General features: G+C 63.6%; 15 protein-coding genes. 11 read left to right on the top strand and 4 right to left on the bottom strand.

Going from position 1 to position 15,455, the window contains the following annotated elements; translation table 11 throughout:
* The 5 genes from SE91_RS13800 to SE91_RS13820 form a co-directional block, all read left to right on the top strand.
* A partial coding sequence (locus tag SE91_RS13800) for a 2-oxo acid dehydrogenase subunit E2 (RefSeq protein WP_061847962.1) occupies window positions 1-916 on the top strand: 916 nt, incomplete at its 5' end.
* A gap of 134 nt (window positions 917-1,050) precedes the next feature.
* Window positions 1,051-1,176 (top strand): hypothetical protein, encoded by a 126-nt coding sequence (locus SE91_RS38140; RefSeq protein WP_349540747.1) that lies wholly within the window; start codon window positions 1,051-1,053, stop codon window positions 1,174-1,176.
* Between the two features lie 17 nt (window positions 1,177-1,193).
* Window positions 1,194-2,615 (top strand): dihydrolipoyl dehydrogenase, encoded by a 1,422-nt coding sequence (gene lpdA, locus SE91_RS13810; RefSeq protein WP_061847963.1) that lies wholly within the window; start codon window positions 1,194-1,196, stop codon window positions 2,613-2,615.
* A gap of 139 nt (window positions 2,616-2,754) precedes the next feature.
* Window positions 2,755-3,996 carry a threonine synthase gene (locus tag SE91_RS13815; protein WP_061847964.1) on the top strand — a complete coding sequence of 414 codons (1,242 nt, stop codon included), beginning with the start codon at window positions 2,755-2,757 and terminating at the stop codon, window positions 3,994-3,996.
* Window positions 3,997-4,077: 81 nt separating this feature from the next.
* Window positions 4,078-5,049 (top strand): tripartite tricarboxylate transporter substrate binding protein BugD, encoded by a 972-nt coding sequence (locus SE91_RS13820; RefSeq protein WP_061847965.1) that lies wholly within the window; start codon window positions 4,078-4,080, stop codon window positions 5,047-5,049.
* A gap of 140 nt (window positions 5,050-5,189) precedes the next feature.
* On the opposite strand, the gene SE91_RS13825 is transcribed toward SE91_RS13820, so the two are convergent.
* The 3 genes from SE91_RS13825 to SE91_RS13835 all read right to left on the bottom strand — a co-directional run bounded on the left by SE91_RS13825 (window position 5,190) and on the right by SE91_RS13835 (window position 8,326).
* Window positions 5,190-5,576: a response regulator transcription factor gene (locus SE91_RS13825; protein WP_060737748.1), complete on the bottom strand. Its 387-nt coding sequence runs from the start codon at window positions 5,574-5,576 to the stop codon at window positions 5,190-5,192.
* A gap of 96 nt (window positions 5,577-5,672) precedes the next feature.
* The gene (locus SE91_RS13830; RefSeq protein WP_008547314.1) at window positions 5,673-6,344 is read right to left on the bottom strand and encodes a response regulator transcription factor; all 672 of its coding nucleotides are present in this window, start codon (window positions 6,342-6,344) and stop codon (window positions 5,673-5,675) included.
* Window positions 6,341-8,326: a PAS domain S-box protein gene (locus tag SE91_RS13835; protein WP_061847966.1), complete on the bottom strand. Its 1,986-nt coding sequence runs from the start codon at window positions 8,324-8,326 to the stop codon at window positions 6,341-6,343. Before SE91_RS13835 ends, SE91_RS13830 begins: the two co-directional genes overlap by 4 nt.
* Window positions 8,327-9,513: 1,187 nt before the next feature.
* Here SE91_RS13835 and SE91_RS13845 point away from each other — a divergent pair.
* Both SE91_RS13845 and SE91_RS36235 read left to right on the top strand, forming a co-directional pair.
* On the top strand, window positions 9,514-9,702 hold the full coding sequence (locus SE91_RS13845) for a hypothetical protein (RefSeq protein WP_061847967.1): 189 nt from the start codon (window positions 9,514-9,516) through the stop codon (window positions 9,700-9,702).
* Window positions 9,699-10,061: a hypothetical protein gene (locus SE91_RS36235; protein WP_008547307.1), complete on the top strand. Its 363-nt coding sequence runs from the start codon at window positions 9,699-9,701 to the stop codon at window positions 10,059-10,061. Before SE91_RS13845 ends, SE91_RS36235 begins: the two co-directional genes overlap by 4 nt.
* Before the next feature lie 75 nt (window positions 10,062-10,136).
* On the opposite strand, the gene SE91_RS13855 is transcribed toward SE91_RS36235, so the two are convergent.
* On the bottom strand, window positions 10,137-12,323 hold the full coding sequence (locus SE91_RS13855; protein ID WP_061847969.1) for a lytic transglycosylase domain-containing protein: 2,187 nt from the start codon (window positions 12,321-12,323) through the stop codon (window positions 10,137-10,139).
* Window positions 12,324-12,647: 324 nt separating this feature from the next.
* On the opposite strand from SE91_RS13855, the gene SE91_RS13860 reads away from it, so the two are divergent.
* The 4 genes from SE91_RS13860 to SE91_RS13870 all read left to right on the top strand — a co-directional run bounded on the left by SE91_RS13860 (window position 12,648) and on the right by SE91_RS13870 (window position 15,423).
* Entirely contained in the window at window positions 12,648-14,384 is a 1,737-nt protein-coding gene (locus SE91_RS13860; RefSeq protein WP_061847970.1) for an adenylate/guanylate cyclase domain-containing protein, read from the top strand.
* Window positions 14,385-14,510: 126 nt separating this feature from the next.
* Window positions 14,511-14,687, top strand: coding sequence for a hypothetical protein (locus tag SE91_RS37035; protein ID WP_008547284.1), 177 nt, complete (start codon window positions 14,511-14,513; stop codon window positions 14,685-14,687).
* A 148-nt stretch (window positions 14,688-14,835) separates the two neighbouring features.
* On the top strand, window positions 14,836-15,051 hold the full coding sequence (locus tag SE91_RS13865) for a hypothetical protein (protein WP_061847971.1): 216 nt from the start codon (window positions 14,836-14,838) through the stop codon (window positions 15,049-15,051).
* Window positions 15,052-15,165: 114 nt separating this feature from the next.
* Window positions 15,166-15,423 (top strand): hypothetical protein, encoded by a 258-nt coding sequence (locus SE91_RS13870; RefSeq protein WP_061847972.1) that lies wholly within the window; start codon window positions 15,166-15,168, stop codon window positions 15,421-15,423.
* Window positions 15,424-15,455: the final 32 nt, after the last annotated feature.

Consider the following 15,455-nt stretch of genomic DNA (forward strand, 5'->3'; position numbering starts at 1 on the left):
TTCGTCGCCGCTGGCCCGCCGTCTCGCCAAGGAAGCCGGCATCGATGTTGCGATGGTCACGGGCAGCGGCCCGCACGGCCGCGTGGTCGCGCGCGACGTCGAGCAGGCAAAGTCCGGCAAGGGCCTCAAGGCGCCGGCCGCTGCGCCCTCAGGCGCGCCGGCGATTGCGCCGACCATGTCGGACAAGCAGATCCTGTCGCTGTTCGAGCCTGGCTCCTACGACATCGTCCCGCATGATGGCATGCGCCGCACCATCGCGCAGCGCCTGACCGCGTCGATCCAGAACGTCCCGCACTTCTATCTCACCATCGACTGCGACATCGGCAAGCTGCTCGCCGCGCGCGAGGAGATCAACGCTGCCGCGCCGAAGGACAAGGAGAAGAAGCCGCTCTACAAGATCTCGGTGAACGACTTCGTCATCAAGGCAATGGCGGTTGCGCTGCAGAAGATCCCGAACTGCAACGTCAGCTGGACCGAAAGCGGCATGGTCAAGCATCACCATTCCGACGTCGGCGTTGCCGTTGCGATGCCTGGCGGCCTGATCACGCCGATCATCCGCAAGGCGGAGACCAAGACGCTGTCCAGCATCTCCAACGAGATGAAGGATTTCGCCGCGCGCGCCCGGTCCCGCAAATTGAAGCCCGAGGAATATCAGGGCGGCACCACCGCCGTTTCCAATCTCGGCATGTACGGCATCAGCCACTTCACCGCGGTGATCAACCCGCCGCACGCGACCATTCTGGCCGTTGGTACCAGCGAGGAGCGTCCCGTCGTGCGCGGCGGCAAGATCGAGATCGCACACATGATGAGCGTGACCCTGTCTTGCGATCACCGTGCCATTGACGGTGCCCTCGGCGCCGAGCTGATCGGCGCGTTCAAGCAGCTGATCGAAAACCCCGTCATGATGATGGTCTGACCCGGCGGGCAGAGGGGGCAACCTTGCATGTCCGGACCCGCTGGCCATGGATATCGCTGCTGCTCGGCGCCGTCGTCGCGCTCAATCCGATCGGGTTCGATTTTCTTCGGTCCGCCTTCCTGTCGGGAGAGCATTTGTCGCGGAACATCGCTCAACCCATCGTGTTGAGCGCGCTGGCCGTTCTGGTCCTGGTCGGGATCATCGAATGGCTGGTCAGGTTTGTTGTCTTCAAGCGCCGCGCCCGCGGCGTCACGTCTTGAGTTGAACGGGAGCCACCATGGCCGATACATCCTTCGACGTCATCATCATCGGCTCCGGCCCCGGCGGCTACGTCACCGCGATCCGCGCTGCGCAGCTCGGCTTTAAGGTCGCGATCGTCGAAAAATCCTATCTGGGCGGCATCTGCCTGAACTGGGGCTGCATCCCGACCAAGGCGCTGCTGCGCTCGGCCGAGATCTATCACTACATGCAGCATGCGAAAGACTACGGCCTCTCGGCGGAGAAGGTCTCGTTCGATTCGAAGGCGGTGGTGCAGCGCTCGCGCGGCGTCTCCAAGCGCCTGAATGACGGCGTCGGATTCCTGATGAAGAAGAACAAGGTCAGCGTAATCTGGGGCGCCGCCTCGATCGACGCACCCGGCAAGGTCACCGTCAAGAAATCCGACGTCGAGGGTCCGAAGGGCGCGCTGGGCGAGGGGACCTACCAGGCCAAGCACATCATCGTCGCCACCGGCGCGCGGCCGCGCGTGCTGCCGGGACTCGAGCCCGACAAGAAGCTGGTCTGGACCTATTTCGAGGCCATGGTGCCGGAGCGGATGCCGAAATCGCTGCTGGTCGTCGGCTCCGGCGCGATCGGCATCGAGTTCGCCTCCTTCTTCCACACCATGGGCTCCGACGTCACGGTCGTCGAGGTGCTGCCGCAGATCCTGCCCGTCGAGGACGCCGAGATCGCGGGCCTCGCCCGCAAGCGGCTGGAAAAGCAGGGCATCAAGATCATGTCCTCGACCAAGGTCACCAAGCTGGAGAAGAAGGCCGATAGCGTCGTCGCCACCATCGACGACGGCAAGGGCAAGCCCGTCACCACCGAGTTCGAGCGGGTGATCTCGGCGGTCGGCGTGGTCGGCAACATCGAGAATCTCGGTCTGGAAAAGCTCGGCGTGAAGACCGACCGCGGCATCATCGTGGTCGACGGCTACGGCAAGACCAACATTCCCGGCATCTACGCCATCGGCGACGTCGCCGGTCCCCCCATGCTCGCGCACAAGGCTGAGCATGAGGGCGTGATCTGCGTCGAGGCGATCAAGGGCCTCCATCCGCATCCCATGGACAAGAACATGATCCCGGGCTGCACCTATTGCCAGCCGCAGGTGGCCTCGGTCGGCCTCACCGAAGCCAAGGCCAAGGAGAGCGGCCGCGAGATCCGAGTGGGCCGCTTCCCCTTCGTCGGCAACGGCAAGGCCATCGCGCTCGGCGAGGACCAGGGCCTGGTCAAGGTGATCTTCGACAAGAAGACCGGCCAGCTGTTAGGGGCCCACATGGTCGGTGCTGAGGTGACCGAATTGATTCAGGGCTACGTCGTCGCCATGAATCTGGAGACCACGGAAGAAGAGCTGATGCACACGGTCTTCCCGCATCCGACGTTGTCGGAGATGATGAAGGAAGCGGTGCTGGATGCTTATGGAAGGGTGCTGAATATCTAGCGTATCTCCGCTCGTCATGCGCGGGCTTGGCCCGCGCATCCATCAAGCGGCGCGCTCTTCAAGAACGGATTGCCGGGTCAAGCCCGGCAATGACGGATGCAAGAAACTGGCGACATAAGGAAGAAGAAAGAATCAAGCCATGCACGACAACGACAACCTCACCATCGAACGCCCGACTTTCGTCACCCATCTCGAATGCGCGATGGAGGGCGATCACTACGCCGCCGACCAGGTCCACAACCTGTCGAAGGCCGGCAAGCCGCTTCTCGTCCGCTACGACCTCGCTGGCGTGAAGAAGGCGCTGACCAAGGATGCCCTCGCGCAGCGGCCCGGCGACATGTGGCGCTACCGCGAGCTGCTGCCGGTGCGCAAATGCAAGGACATCGTCTCGCTCGGCGAAGTGACCACCCCGCTGATCAGGCTGCCCAAGCTCGGCAAGAAGCTCGGCGGCGGTGAGATCATCGTCAAGGACGAGGGACGCCTGCCGACCGGCTCGTTCAAGGCGCGCGGTCTCGTCATGGCGGTGTCGATGGGCAAGGCGCTCGGCATCAAGCACATGGCGATGCCGACCAACGGCAATGCCGGCGCGGCGCTCGCAGCCTATGCGACGTCCTGCGGCATCAAGACCACGATCTTCTGCCCGGCCGATACGCCGGAGGTGAACGTCAGCGAGATCGAGCTGCAGGGCGCCACCGTCTATCGCGTCAACGGCTATATCGACGATTGCGGCAAGATCGTCGGCGAGGGCAAGGCCAAGGTCGGCTGGTTCGACACATCGACGCTGAAGGAGCCGTACCGCATCGAGGGCAAGAAGACGATGGGCCTGGAGCTCGCCGAACAGCTCGGCTGGGACGTGCCCGACGTGATCTTCTATCCGACCGGCGGCGGCACCGGCCTGATCGGCATGTGGAAGGCGTTCGATGAGCTCGAGAAGATCGGCTTCATCGGTTCGAAGCGCCCGCGCATGGTCGCGGTGCAGGCCTCCGGCTGCGCGCCGATGGTGCGCGCCTATGACGCCGGCACCGAGCATGCGACGCGCTGGGAGGACGCCCACACCATCGCATCGGGAATCCGCGTGCCGCAGGCGATCGGCGATTTCCTCATCCTGCGCGCGGTGCGCGAGAGCAACGGCTTTGCCATTGCGGTCGACGACGACAAGATCTCGGCGGCGCTGAATGAGGTCGCGCGCGAGGAGGGGCTCTTGCTCTGCCCCGAGGGCGCCGCCACCTACGCCGCCTACAAGGACAGCCTCGCCGACGGCCGCGTCTCGAAGGACGACCGCGTGATGCTATTCAACTGCGCGACCGGCCTGAAATACCCGCTGCCGCCGGTCACCCGCACGCTCGATCGCCATAAGCCGATCGATTACGCCCAATTCTAGCGCGGCAATGCGCCACGAATGATTCCTCTTCCCGTACGCGGGAAGGGCAAGAACAATATCGACATCGCTGGGGAGAGGATAATGACGAAGGCCGTCTGGGCTGCGCTGATTGGTATTCTCGCTGTAACCGGCGCTGCGGGCGCCCAGGATTTTCCGACGCGTCCCATCACGATCATCGTGCCGTTCTCGGCCGGCGGGCCGTCCGATGCGATGGCGCGGGTGCTTGCCGAGCGGATGCGGGTGCCGCTGGGGCAGCCCGTGGTGATCGAGAACGTCACCGGCGCCGGCGGCTCGATCGGCGTCGGCCGCGCGGTGCAGTCGCCGCCGGACGGCTACACCATCTCCTTCGGCCATCTCGGCACCCATGTCGCCAATGGCGCGGTCTACAAGCTCAGCTACGATCTCGTCGCCGATCTCGAGCCGGTGGTGCTGCTGCCGAGCAATCCGATGATCGTGGTCAGCAAGAATGCGGTGCCCGCGGCCTCGCTGAAGGAGCTGATCGAGTGGCTCAAGTCGCGGCCGTCGCCGCCGACCGCCGGCACGGCCGGTGCGGGATCCGGTAGCCACATCGCCGGCGTTTATTTCGAGAACGTCTCCGGCATCAAGCTGCAGTATGTGCCATATCGCGGCACCGCGCCCGCCCTAAACGATCTGATCGCGGGGCAGATCGACCTCATCGTCGACCAGACCTCCAACTCCATCAACCAGGTTCGCGCCGGCACCATCCGCGCCTACGCCATCACCGACGACAAGCGCCTACCGTCGGCACCGGAGATTCCGACCGCGGAAGAGGCGGGCCTGAAAGGCTTCAACATGACGCTGTGGTCGGGCATGTGGGTGCCGAAGGGCACGCCGAAGGAGATCGTGACTAAGCTCAACGCCGCGGCCGTGGAAGCGCTGAACGATCCAGCGGTCAGGAAGCAGCTCGAAAGCCAGGGCCTGGAGATGACGCCCAAGGACCAGCTCACGCCCGAAGCGCTCGGCGCGCGCCAGAAGGCCGAGATCGCAAAATGGTGGCCGATGATCAAGGCGGCCAATATCAAGGTGGATTGAGCGGTGGGGCGCGCTTCGCGTAGGGCGCCAAATCATTCTCCCTCATCCCGAGGCGGCCGCGACCGCGGCCATCTCGGGCCTTCGCGCGAAACAGGATCGTCTCGGTTGCCGTCACCACAGGTTCGCGCGTCCCCGTACAATCACTCGATGGTTTCGTTACCCGCTGCCAGCGCTCGCTCCAGGCACGGCATCAGATCGGAGGCAGCGAACGGCTTGCCGAGGAAACAGATTGCACCGGCCTTGAGCGCGCGCACACGCACGCTCTCATCCGGGAAGGCCGTGATGAAGATGAACGGCGTAGCCGAACCCTGCGCGCGCATCTGCGTCAGCAGGTCGATGCCGGTGACCAATGGCATCTGCACGTCCGCGATCACGCATGAGGTGTCGCTCGAAACGGTCGATCGTAGAAACTCGTCGGCGGAGGCGAACGTGTGGACGATGTACCCGCGCGATTCCAACAGGTTGTGGAGCGCCGCCCGCACGTAAGGGTCATCGTCGAGCACCGAAATGACCGAAGCCATCGACAAGACGTCCGCTCCTCGCTCGGGATTGAGCTTGCCGTCGCTGCGGCCGCACATAGGCCACGCAGGGTGGACCTCTCGGTCACCATTGGAAACTCATACTTAGGTTTGTATGTCGGGCTTGCCGGACCGAATCCCGAGCGCCTCGCTCATTCTCACCAGGTCGGCCAGCGACTTCGCACCCATTTTTCGCATGATCTGGCCGCGATAGATCTTGACGGTGATTTCCGCCAATCCGAGCTGGACGGCCACTTGCTTGTTCATCAGACCGGACGTCACCAGGGACAATACGTCTCTCTCCCGCGAGGACAGTGACTCGAACCGTGATCGGACGGTCGAAATTGTCCTGTTGAGGTCGCGGCGCTTGCGGTCCCTCTCGATCGCGGCCTGGACTGCGTCCAGGATGTCCTGGTCACGAACCGGCTTGGTCAGGAAGTCGATCGCGCCGCTCTTCATGGCCCGAACGGTCATGGGAATATCACCGTGACCGGTAATGAAGATGATGGGCGTGTGGATATTAGCCTTGGCAAGATCGGTCTGAAGGTCGAGGCCACTCGCTCCGGGCAGGCGGATGTCGAGCACGAGGCAACTGGGGACTTCCGGCGGCTTGGCCTGGAGGAGTTGCGGTGCCGAGCCGAATGCTTCAACCTTGAGGCCGACCGACTCGAACAGATTGGTGAGCGCACGTCGCATGGACGCGTCGTCATCGACGATGAAGACGATTGGTTCATCGCCGTCTTCCTGCGCCGGCGAAGGTCCTGCGCGTTCGGTCACGATGCTTCCTCTCGATGGACGGGCAGGGTGATCTGGAAAGTTGCGCCGTGCCCTTGGTTCGGAGCGGCGGAAAGTCGTCCGCCATGGGCCTCGACGATGGAGCGACAGATCGACAGCCCCATGCCCATGCCCGAGGACTTCGTGGTGAAGAACGGCGTGAACAGGCGATCAATCGCCTGTTCACTGATGCCGACGCCGGAGTCGGCGACGCTCACCAGCACCGCGCCGTCGCCGTCCGCCACTGAGCGGATTGCCAGCTCGCGTGGGCGATCTTCGACGCCTTCCATAGCCTCGATCCCGTTCATGATCAGGTTGATCAGGACCTGCTGCAGTTGGATTCGGTCGCCAAAGATCTCGGGCAATGCAGATGATAGCTCCATTCGCACCGACACGGCATGAGTGGCCATTTCGCGCTGAACGAGCGCCACGGCCTCCCGCACCACCGCGCTTGCGTCGAGCGGCACCATCTCGATGTCGGTCCGCTTGGCGAGTGCCCGGACGTGGCGGATCACGTCGCTGGCCCGCTTGCCGTCCTCGATGATCCAATCCACGGAGCGGCGGGCCGCGTTGAGATCTGGCGGACTGCGCTGCAGCCAGGAGAGACAGGCGTCGGCGTTCGCGATCACGGCGGCGAGCGGCTGGTTGATCTCGTGCGCGATTGAAGCTGTCAGCTCGCCAAGTGTCGTGACGCGCGTCACATGGGCAAGTTCGGTCTGGGCCTTGCGTAGCGCCTCTTCGGCCTGATCTGCCCGGATGGCCGCAGTCACGTCGGTGCAGACGCCGCGATAACCCAGAAAAGCGCCTTCCGCGTCGAAGAACGGCTTGCCGCTGGTCCGGACATAGATCGCGTGACCGTTGCGGTCTCTGCTGCGATACACCAGGTCGCGGAACGGGACGTGGGCATCGAGCGCCTCCCGATGTTGTCGCCATTTTTCCGGTTCGAGATTCGCATCGGGCGCAATGTCCCAACGCGTGAGCCCGAGCAGGCCGGTGGGGGCCGCGACGGTATCGGAGTGTTCCGAAATCTGGGTCACGCGATGGTCGGGCCCCGTTTCCCAGAACCAGTCAGACGCCGTTTCGGCGTAGTCGCGAAAGCGCTGCTCGCTTTCACGAAGCCTTCGCTCCGCCTCTTTGGTCGCCGTGACGTCAGTTACCGACCCGACGAACTCCACGCGACCGTTGGAATCCCGCGTCGCCCGGGCCACGGCCCGGACATATTTGATGGAGCCGTCGGGCATCACGAGTCGGTATTCGTGATCGTAATCCTTGCCCTCTCGCGCAGCCCGAGCCGTGGTCTGTTGCACCGCGAGCCGATCGTCCGGATGAATACGCTGGAGCATGAAGGGGATTCTAGGCTTGGTCCCCTCGTCGCATTGGAATATGCGATAGGTCTCCTTGGACCAGCTAATCTCTCCGGTTGATGACCTCCAGCCGAAACTGCCGGTGTGGCTCAATTCCTGCGCCTGTGCGAGATAAGCCTCGCTCTGTCGCAGCGCATTCTCGGCTTCCTTGCGCTCGGTGATGTTCTCACAGGCGACCAGCACGATCGGCCCGCCATCGGCCCGCAGCATGGTCTTGGCGTTCTCGCGCACCCACAGTACCGAGCCGTCCTTGCGAACCTTCCGGATTTCCCAGGTGTGGGACTGATCGACGGTCTCGAGGCACAGCGCGACACATGCGCGGACGAAGTCGCGGTCTTCCTCGAAGAAGACATCCAGCACTGATCGACCGATCAACTCAGTGGCCGTATAGCCGAGTTGCGCGGCCCCGAAAGTGTTCACGTTGATCACGGTTCCGACCGGGTCGACCATGAAGTACATGACGGGGTTGTGCTCGAAGACTTGCTGCCACTGCTTGACCGACTCGAGCAAACCGGCGTCACCAGGCTCGACGCGCTGCTTCGTATCAACAGTCTGCCTGACGCAGCCGGCGAGGAACTGCACGGCTGACTTCCCGAACGTCGCTGCACGGCCAGGCTTCATCGCAGACGCTCCCGGCGCTCTCTGCGTGTCTACGAGTAGAGCACGTTGCCGCAAGAGGAGCAATTCCGGCCAAAGTCGGATGGCCGTTACGAGATTCGCCTCGGACTGGCTGCTTTGCCGCTGTCATGCAGCGCATCGAGTGCGCCGCGCCGACCCTCTTTTCGCGGCGACCGTGCAGCCGATGCATGCTGCGCCGTCTCGTTGAATGGAGTCAGCGCGAGAGAGGCCCAGCCGACGACCGGACAAACCTAGGTATAGCTCCTCCATTCCTAGTCATGTCGGCCGTTTACCTCCGTACAATTGAGCAACTCGTGGCGGGCGGACTAGGCTGATGACCATCGGGAGTGTCGACCAGTCAATCGCACCAATCGCACGAGAACTGGTCTGAAGCGAACGGCCAAGGCGCCTCACCGACCGGCACACGACCAGGGACGAGGCCACCGCATTTCTCGATACGTAGCCGCGGCGCGGCAATTCACGACCCGCGAGAGGTCGAAGGAAACGAACCGGCACAAGCGCAAGCAACAGGGTGAGACAACAATGTGCGATACATCGGAACGTCCTGAAGGTCGCCTACCCGGATCCGAACGTTGCTCTTCAGTCAACGGCTGCGCGATGTGCGGCGGCAAGTTTGGCCTGATCCGCTACTATTCCTGGCGAACGGCGCTCTGTTCCAAGAAGTGCGTTGACGGTTTCCGCACGCGCCGCGAACGCGACCGCCGGTGGTTGTTTCGGGCTCAGGTCGCGTGAGGCTGAGTTGGAGGGCTGACGTCGTTCAGCTCTGATACGGGAGCCCGTACGTTGAAACGCTCTCACAACCCCTTGTGCTGGATCATTCTCCTCGGCTCCATTGCGACGGTCCAGGCGCGGGAGACGGGACGGGGTGCCGTTCATCGCCAGCACCCGCCCCAGGATCAGGGGCACGAAAAGTTCTATTCGACCTGGCACATGCCGGATAATCCCGGCATCAGTTGCTGCAACAGTTCTGGCTGCTATCCGACCGACATCAAGTACATCGACGGCCAGATCTACGCACGGCGCAGGGAGGACGGGAGATACATTCTCATCCCGCCGCAGAAAGTGGAGCGAAACAGGGATAACCCGGACGGTCGAAATCATCTTTGCGCTCCACCACCCGCACTGTCTCCATTGGACAGCGTTTACTGCTTCGCTTTGGGAGGTGCCACATGAGATTCGCGTTCGTGCTGGTGAATGACCGGACGCCGTTCCGGCAGACCTGGTGCTTGCAGTGCTGCGAGCCGATCGAAGGCGGATATCTCCGCGAGATCGCGACGCGTCTGCCTTACTGCGACTATCAGTGCTATGGGCTGTTCTGCGAGGCGCTCGCGAAAGATCGCATGAGGGCGGTGTCGTGAAATTCGTGGTGGTCAATCACGAGCCACCGTTACACGCGGCGACGTGCAGCACATGCTCGCGGTCGATCCAGTCCGGCTACGTCCGCCATGCGCGGACCCAGCACCGTTACTGTGACTACGATTGCTATCGGCGGCGCGAAGTCGTGACGCTGTCGATGCAATGGCCGATACCTGGACGCGCAGGGCCGGCCGCCGGAAACGTCGAGGTCGCCGCCGGCAGCATGATCGAGATGTTGGCGGTCGTGGGTGCGGTCTCGTGCTGGAGCTATACGATCCAGACCTGGAGCTTCGCAAGAGCCTTGACCGCCGCATATTTGGACGGTCGCGATCTGATCAAGCTGGAAGGAGGTGACACCTAGCTACGCGACTGCACTCGCGTGGAAGCCGCAGCAACGTAACCTTGCACTCGCCGCGTCCAGCCCCGGCGGCGTCGACTAGGGAGCGGGTGCTGCGGCCGCCACGGGTGCGGCGGCGCCGGCCTCCTTCGTCACCACGCGCTCATCGCTCTTGCCGGCGATCATGCCGCTGTCTTCGAACCGGGCGCGGTAGACCAGCACGTTCTCCATTACGCGCTGGACGTAGTTGCGGGTCTCCGACAGCGGAATGCGCTCGACCCAGTCGACCGGGTCCACCTTCGGGTCTCTGGGGTCGCCGCGCGCCTGCACCCATTCGCGCACGCGACCGCGGCCGGCATTGTAGCCGGCGAAGGTCATGATCTGGTTGCCGCGATATTCCGAGAACAGCGCGCTGAGCTCGGCGGCTCCCATCTGCGTGTTGTAGACGGGATCGGAGACCATCCTGCCCCAGTCATAGGTCAGGCCGAAGCGCTTGGCGGTATCGCGGCCCGCTTCCGGCGTCACCTGCATCAGGCCGACCGCGTTGGCGTGCGACTTGTCGCGCTGATCGAACGAGCTTTCGGTGCGTGCCACCGAATAGATCACGCTGGTCTCGATCGCAGGTGCGACCTGCTTGTGCTCGGGAATGCCGATGGTGGGGAAGGCGTAGTGGTCGAGCGCGAGCCCGCGCGCCAGGGCCGACTTGCCGACCTCCAGCATCACGCGCGCATCCTTGCGCTGCCTGGCGAGCTCGCCGAGCGCTTCCAGTGCCGCGGCGTCGGTGCTCTCCTTGGCGAAATCCTCGGCATAGTAGAACATGACATCGCGCTCACCGAGATCGTAGAGCATGTTGGCCGCGCGCACGCGCTCGTCCGCCGACGGCGTGTCGGCGGCGGCCAGCACGGGCGAGGGCGGACGCAGCTCGATGCCGTCGAGGCCGAGCTTGGCGCGGGCGAGCTGGCCGTAATAGGCGGTGTGGTAGCGCGCCGCCGCCCGATAGCTCATGCGCGCATCGGCCGCCGCGCCCATCGCCTCGGCGGCGCGGCCGCGCCAATAATGGGCGCGCGACAGCGCGATCGGATTGGCCGAGCCTGCGTCGATCGATGCGAAGTGCACCATCGCCGTCTTGGGGTCGTCGAGATAGCGCAGCGCGATCCAGCCGCACATGAAATGGTAGTCGACGCGGTAGACTTCCTTTTCCGGCACCGCGGCCGTGCGCACCACGTCATAGGCTGTCTTGGACTTGCCCTGGTCGAGCAGCTTGCGCGCCAACATGCGCCGCTCGCGCCACCAGGCATCGGTGTCCTGCGCGGCCATCGTGTCGGGCAGGGCGGCGAGGATCAATTCGGCCGCGTCGTCAATACGGTCGTTCTGAAGATGCCATTGGGCGCGGCACAGCACGTAGCCGAGATCGCGCCGCTCCTGGGCCGGGACGTCCTCGAGATAGTCCTTGGCCTTGCTCGACTTGCCGGTGACGGCCGCGCAGGCTTTCACGATCGCAAGCGCATCCTCGCCGAGCCGTTTGGCCGCGCGCCTTGCACCGTCATAGTCCTTGGCGCCCAGGCGCTTGTCCATGCGCGCGCGGTGATCGTCGGCGGACAGAAGATCGCGGAACGCGGCGTAGGAATCTTCCTCGCTCCGCTCAGACAGTTCGTCCGCGCGCCAGGCCTCGCGCACGAGACGGGCGGCCCTGTCGGTCTCGCCTTCCGTGAGCAGCACGCGGGCCAGCGCGAACTTGCCCTTGGCGCTGGTCGGCCGGTCCATGGTGAATTTGTGCACGGTGGCTGCGTCGCTCTTCTCCTGCCACAGCCGCGCCTCCGCGCGGCGGCGCAAGAAAGCTCTGCTCGGCCAGTCCGGATTGGCGGCAAGGAAGGCGGCATAGCGTTTGAAATTCGCCGTGCTCTCGGAGTGCCGCAGCATGTACCAGTCCGCGAGCTTCTGTCCGGCGGGATCCGTGATGCGGTCGCGCGCGGCGGTCGCGTCCTCCGTCTTGCCCCTGCGCGCGAGGTCGATCGCATCCCTCAGCGCGGCAAGATCGCCGGTCAGCGGCGCGCGTGCCGGCTTGGCCGAAGGCTCCTCGACCGCTTTCTTCGATTTACGTTTGGCCTCGGCATGCTTGCCGTGCCGCGCTTTGCCGGCGGCAGCGTGACGCTTGCCGGCTTTCGCCTCATGCATCTTCTTCGGTGCAGATGATTTGTGACTGCTCTTCGCCACGAGCTCGGTGGGAAGAAAGGCCATCGCGGCCACGGTAACGACACACGCGAGCGAGCGTAGGCACTGGTTCATTCCATGGTCCCCCTGCGAAACCATTACAAACCAAGGTCCGCGACGACATGCGGCTTGAGAATCAAAGACGACAGCCAAACGATGTCATGACATCGTTTCGCATTCCTCACGCTCCCGCAACAATGCGGCAAAATACGGATAGGAACTCGGGAACTTCCGAAATCGCGCAAAAGGCAGCGCCTTTAACCTTTGTTAACGATCCGGGCTCGCGCGACGGTTGCGCACGGTCCTGGACGTCAGCGCGGCCAGATTGCGCGTGTTCCCGGCTCCGATTCCGGTGTATTGAGTTCCATCGTTCCCTTCTTCAACCTTTGCCCTGCACCTATGCCGATTTTCAACCAGTCGATCCGGCGCAAGATTGTCGGCATCGCCCTCGGATTGATCGTCCTGATGCTGGTCACCTCGGTCCTGTCGATGGTGATGTCGAGCCAGGTCGGCGTCCTGCTTGATGAGCTGACCAACCGCTATATCCCCGCTTACGGTAACCTGGCCCGCGCAAATATCCGCTCGCTGGAGCGGTCACTGGCGCTGCGTCGGATGGTGATGGTGAAGATGCAGGAGTCCTCCGACGAGGAGGCCTATGCCGTGCGCCTCAGAGAGTTCGAGCAAGCCGACCTCAGGATCGAGGAGGAGACCTCGAGCGCGCGAAAGCTCATCAACGAGATCCTCGACGATACGAGGACCCCATCCGACAACGCCGCGCTGGCGCGGATCGATACCCGCATCGAGACCGCCGTCTCCGAGCTGCGCCGCGGCATGACTGAGGACCATGCAAAGCTCCTCAAGCAGATCGATACCAAGCAAATGCCGGACGCGCGCGGCACGTTGGAGCATCTCGACCTCTTGCGCGACCAGTTCAATCAGAAAATCGACGGCATTCGCGCCGATATGCTCAAGCAGGTGTTCGCCGCCACGTCGACGGTGATCGGCCGCCAACATCAGGCGATCATCATTTCGGGCGTTGTCACTGTCCTAGCTGCTGTGGTCGGCTTTGTCTTTGCACTGATGGTTTCCAGCGGCATCACCCGGCCGGTGCGGCTGCTCCTCGCCGGCACGCGCGAGGTCGAAGCGGGCCGGTTCGACAAGACCATTACCGTTTCCACGCAAGACGAGATCGGCGAGCTCGCGGCCGCCTTCAACCGCATGATCGAGCAGCTGCGTCATAACGAGCGCATCCGCGAGACGTTCGGCCGCTACATCGATCCCAAGGTCGTGCAGGGCCTGATCGACCGGCCAGAGGTCGCCATCGATGGCCAGCGCCGGGTGATGACCATCATGTTCTGCGACATGAGCGGCTTCACCTCCATGAGCGAGGGCATGACCCCGCGTGGCCTCGTCAAGGTGATGAACCACTACTTCACGGTGATGTCCGGCCCCATCCGGAGCCATCGTGGCGTCATCGACAAATACATCGGCGACGCCATCATGGCCTATTGGGGCCCGCCCTTTATCGAGGAGGACGAGCCGGCGCTGTTTGCCTGCTACGCGGCCATCGACATGGCGGATCAGGTGCCCGCGCTCCAGAAGCAATTGCCGGACCTGCTCGGGATCCGTGCCATGCCCGTGCCTTGCGACTTGCGCATCGGTATCGCGACCGGGGAAGTGCTGACCGGCAGCATCGGCTCCGAGCTGATGATGAGCTTCACCGTGATGGGCGATGCCGTGAACCTCGCCTCGCGCCTCGAGGTGGTCAACAAGGTCTACGGCACCCGCATCCTGATCTCGCAGGCCACGGCGGATGCGATTGGATCGAACCTTGAACTGCGCGAGATCGACCGTCTCGCGGTGGCCGGCCAGAGTGAGCCGAAGGCCATTTTCGAGGTGATGAGCAAGGCGCACGGGCTCAGCATTCCGCAGGAGAACCTGCGCACGCACTATGCCGAAGGTCTTGCCGCCTATCGTGCGCAGCGTTTCGACGACGCCCGCGTCGCCTTCAATGCAGCGCTTGAAGCGGTACCTGGTGACGGCCCTTCGCGTACGCTGCTCGGCCGCATCGCGCAGTTCGAGGTCAATTCGCCGGGCAATGGGTGGGACGGAGCTTGGCGGCTGGATCAGAAATAGCCGTCGTTATCGAGCTGGCATCGCTGAGTCGGGAAAAAACGGTTCTAGTCGATAACGATGTTCGCCGTGACCTATTTCCCGGGCTTACGTTAAGTGTCCCTTGTGGCGTTTGATGGGGACACGCCGATGACCGATCTTCATGACAGGCTGGAACGGTTCGAGACGCTCACCGCCGAATGCGAGCTGATCGCCAAGCTCGCCACCGACAGCACCAAGCGCGAATTCTACCTGAAGCTCGGCGAACAGTACCGCCAGCTGGCGGTGGATATGCGACAGGTGATTGCAGCCAGAGCTGCGGCCTGACCGGTGGCAATCCCTTCTTAACGTTTGGCGCGCATCCTCGGGTGCATGCGGGCGTCGCTGACCGGCGATACCCGTAGTGGGAAGGCCGGGGTTCGTTGCAATGCAGCGTTCCACGCGAGTGTCGTTGTCGTGCTGACAGGGCAATCCCATGCGCCTCGTTGCAGTGATCATGCTTGCGCTCATGACGGCGGCCTGCGATCAAGGGCAGGACATCACTGGCTCGACCTCGGTCTCGTCCTGCCCGTTGCGAAACTACAGCTACAATCCGCGCGACATGAAGCAGTGCGTCGACGCCTGCAAAGCGTGCGATCGTGGCACCACGGTCACCTGCTCGACGTCCTGTACCCTCAAGGGGGCTCGCTGAGCGGACCGGCGGAACACAGGTTCGCAGCAGACATGCGCTGCCGGTGCTGGGGCACCGGAACGATTCACATGGATTAATCATTGAAGGAGCGGGCAGGACGCGGAGTCCGATGGAATGGGTATGCTCGATCCCGGCCGGTTCTTGGTATCGTGCTCGCAATGCGATGCCTGGCCGATGGCCGCCAACGTGAAACGTTCAAGCTGGTCGGCATCCCCGCACGAGGTCCGTTTCGTGTGCCCGCGCTGCCGCCGCGAGGAGACTGCGATCGTCTCGGCCTCCGGCGAGTTGACACCGATCAAGCGGATCGACGTCCCACCGCGGGACGTCGCCGTCGCCTGGGCCCAGGCCCAGCGCCAAAGGGGCCGGACCTGAGCACCTGGTACGCAATCGGAACCTGCCGCTCT

This window comes from Bradyrhizobium sp. DOA1 (assembly GCF_001593325.1).
Taxonomy (GTDB): domain Bacteria; phylum Pseudomonadota; class Alphaproteobacteria; order Rhizobiales; family Xanthobacteraceae; genus Bradyrhizobium.

Bases quoted from the DNA above. Each gene is read 5' to 3' on its own strand.
- lpdA (WP_061847963.1), top strand. From the start codon at position 1,194: ATGGCCGATACATCCTTCGACGTCATCATCATCGGCTCCGGCCCCGGC.
- SE91_RS13815 (WP_061847964.1), top strand. From the start codon at position 2,755: ATGCACGACAACGACAACCTCACCATCGAACGCCCGACTTTCGTCACC.
- SE91_RS13820 (WP_061847965.1), top strand. From the start codon at position 4,078: ATGACGAAGGCCGTCTGGGCTGCGCTGATTGGTATTCTCGCTGTAACC.
- SE91_RS13835 (WP_061847966.1), bottom strand. From the start codon at position 8,326: ATGAAGCCTGGCCGTGCAGCGACGTTCGGGAAGTCAGCCGTGCAGTTC.
- SE91_RS13845 (WP_061847967.1), top strand. From the start codon at position 9,514: ATGAGATTCGCGTTCGTGCTGGTGAATGACCGGACGCCGTTCCGGCAG.
- SE91_RS13855 (WP_061847969.1), bottom strand. From the start codon at position 12,323: ATGAACCAGTGCCTACGCTCGCTCGCGTGTGTCGTTACCGTGGCCGCG.
- SE91_RS13860 (WP_061847970.1), top strand. From the start codon at position 12,648: ATGCCGATTTTCAACCAGTCGATCCGGCGCAAGATTGTCGGCATCGCC.
- SE91_RS37035 (WP_008547284.1), top strand. From the start codon at position 14,511: ATGACCGATCTTCATGACAGGCTGGAACGGTTCGAGACGCTCACCGCC.
- SE91_RS13865 (WP_061847971.1), top strand. From the start codon at position 14,836: ATGCGCCTCGTTGCAGTGATCATGCTTGCGCTCATGACGGCGGCCTGC.
- SE91_RS13870 (WP_061847972.1), top strand. From the start codon at position 15,166: ATGGGTATGCTCGATCCCGGCCGGTTCTTGGTATCGTGCTCGCAATGC.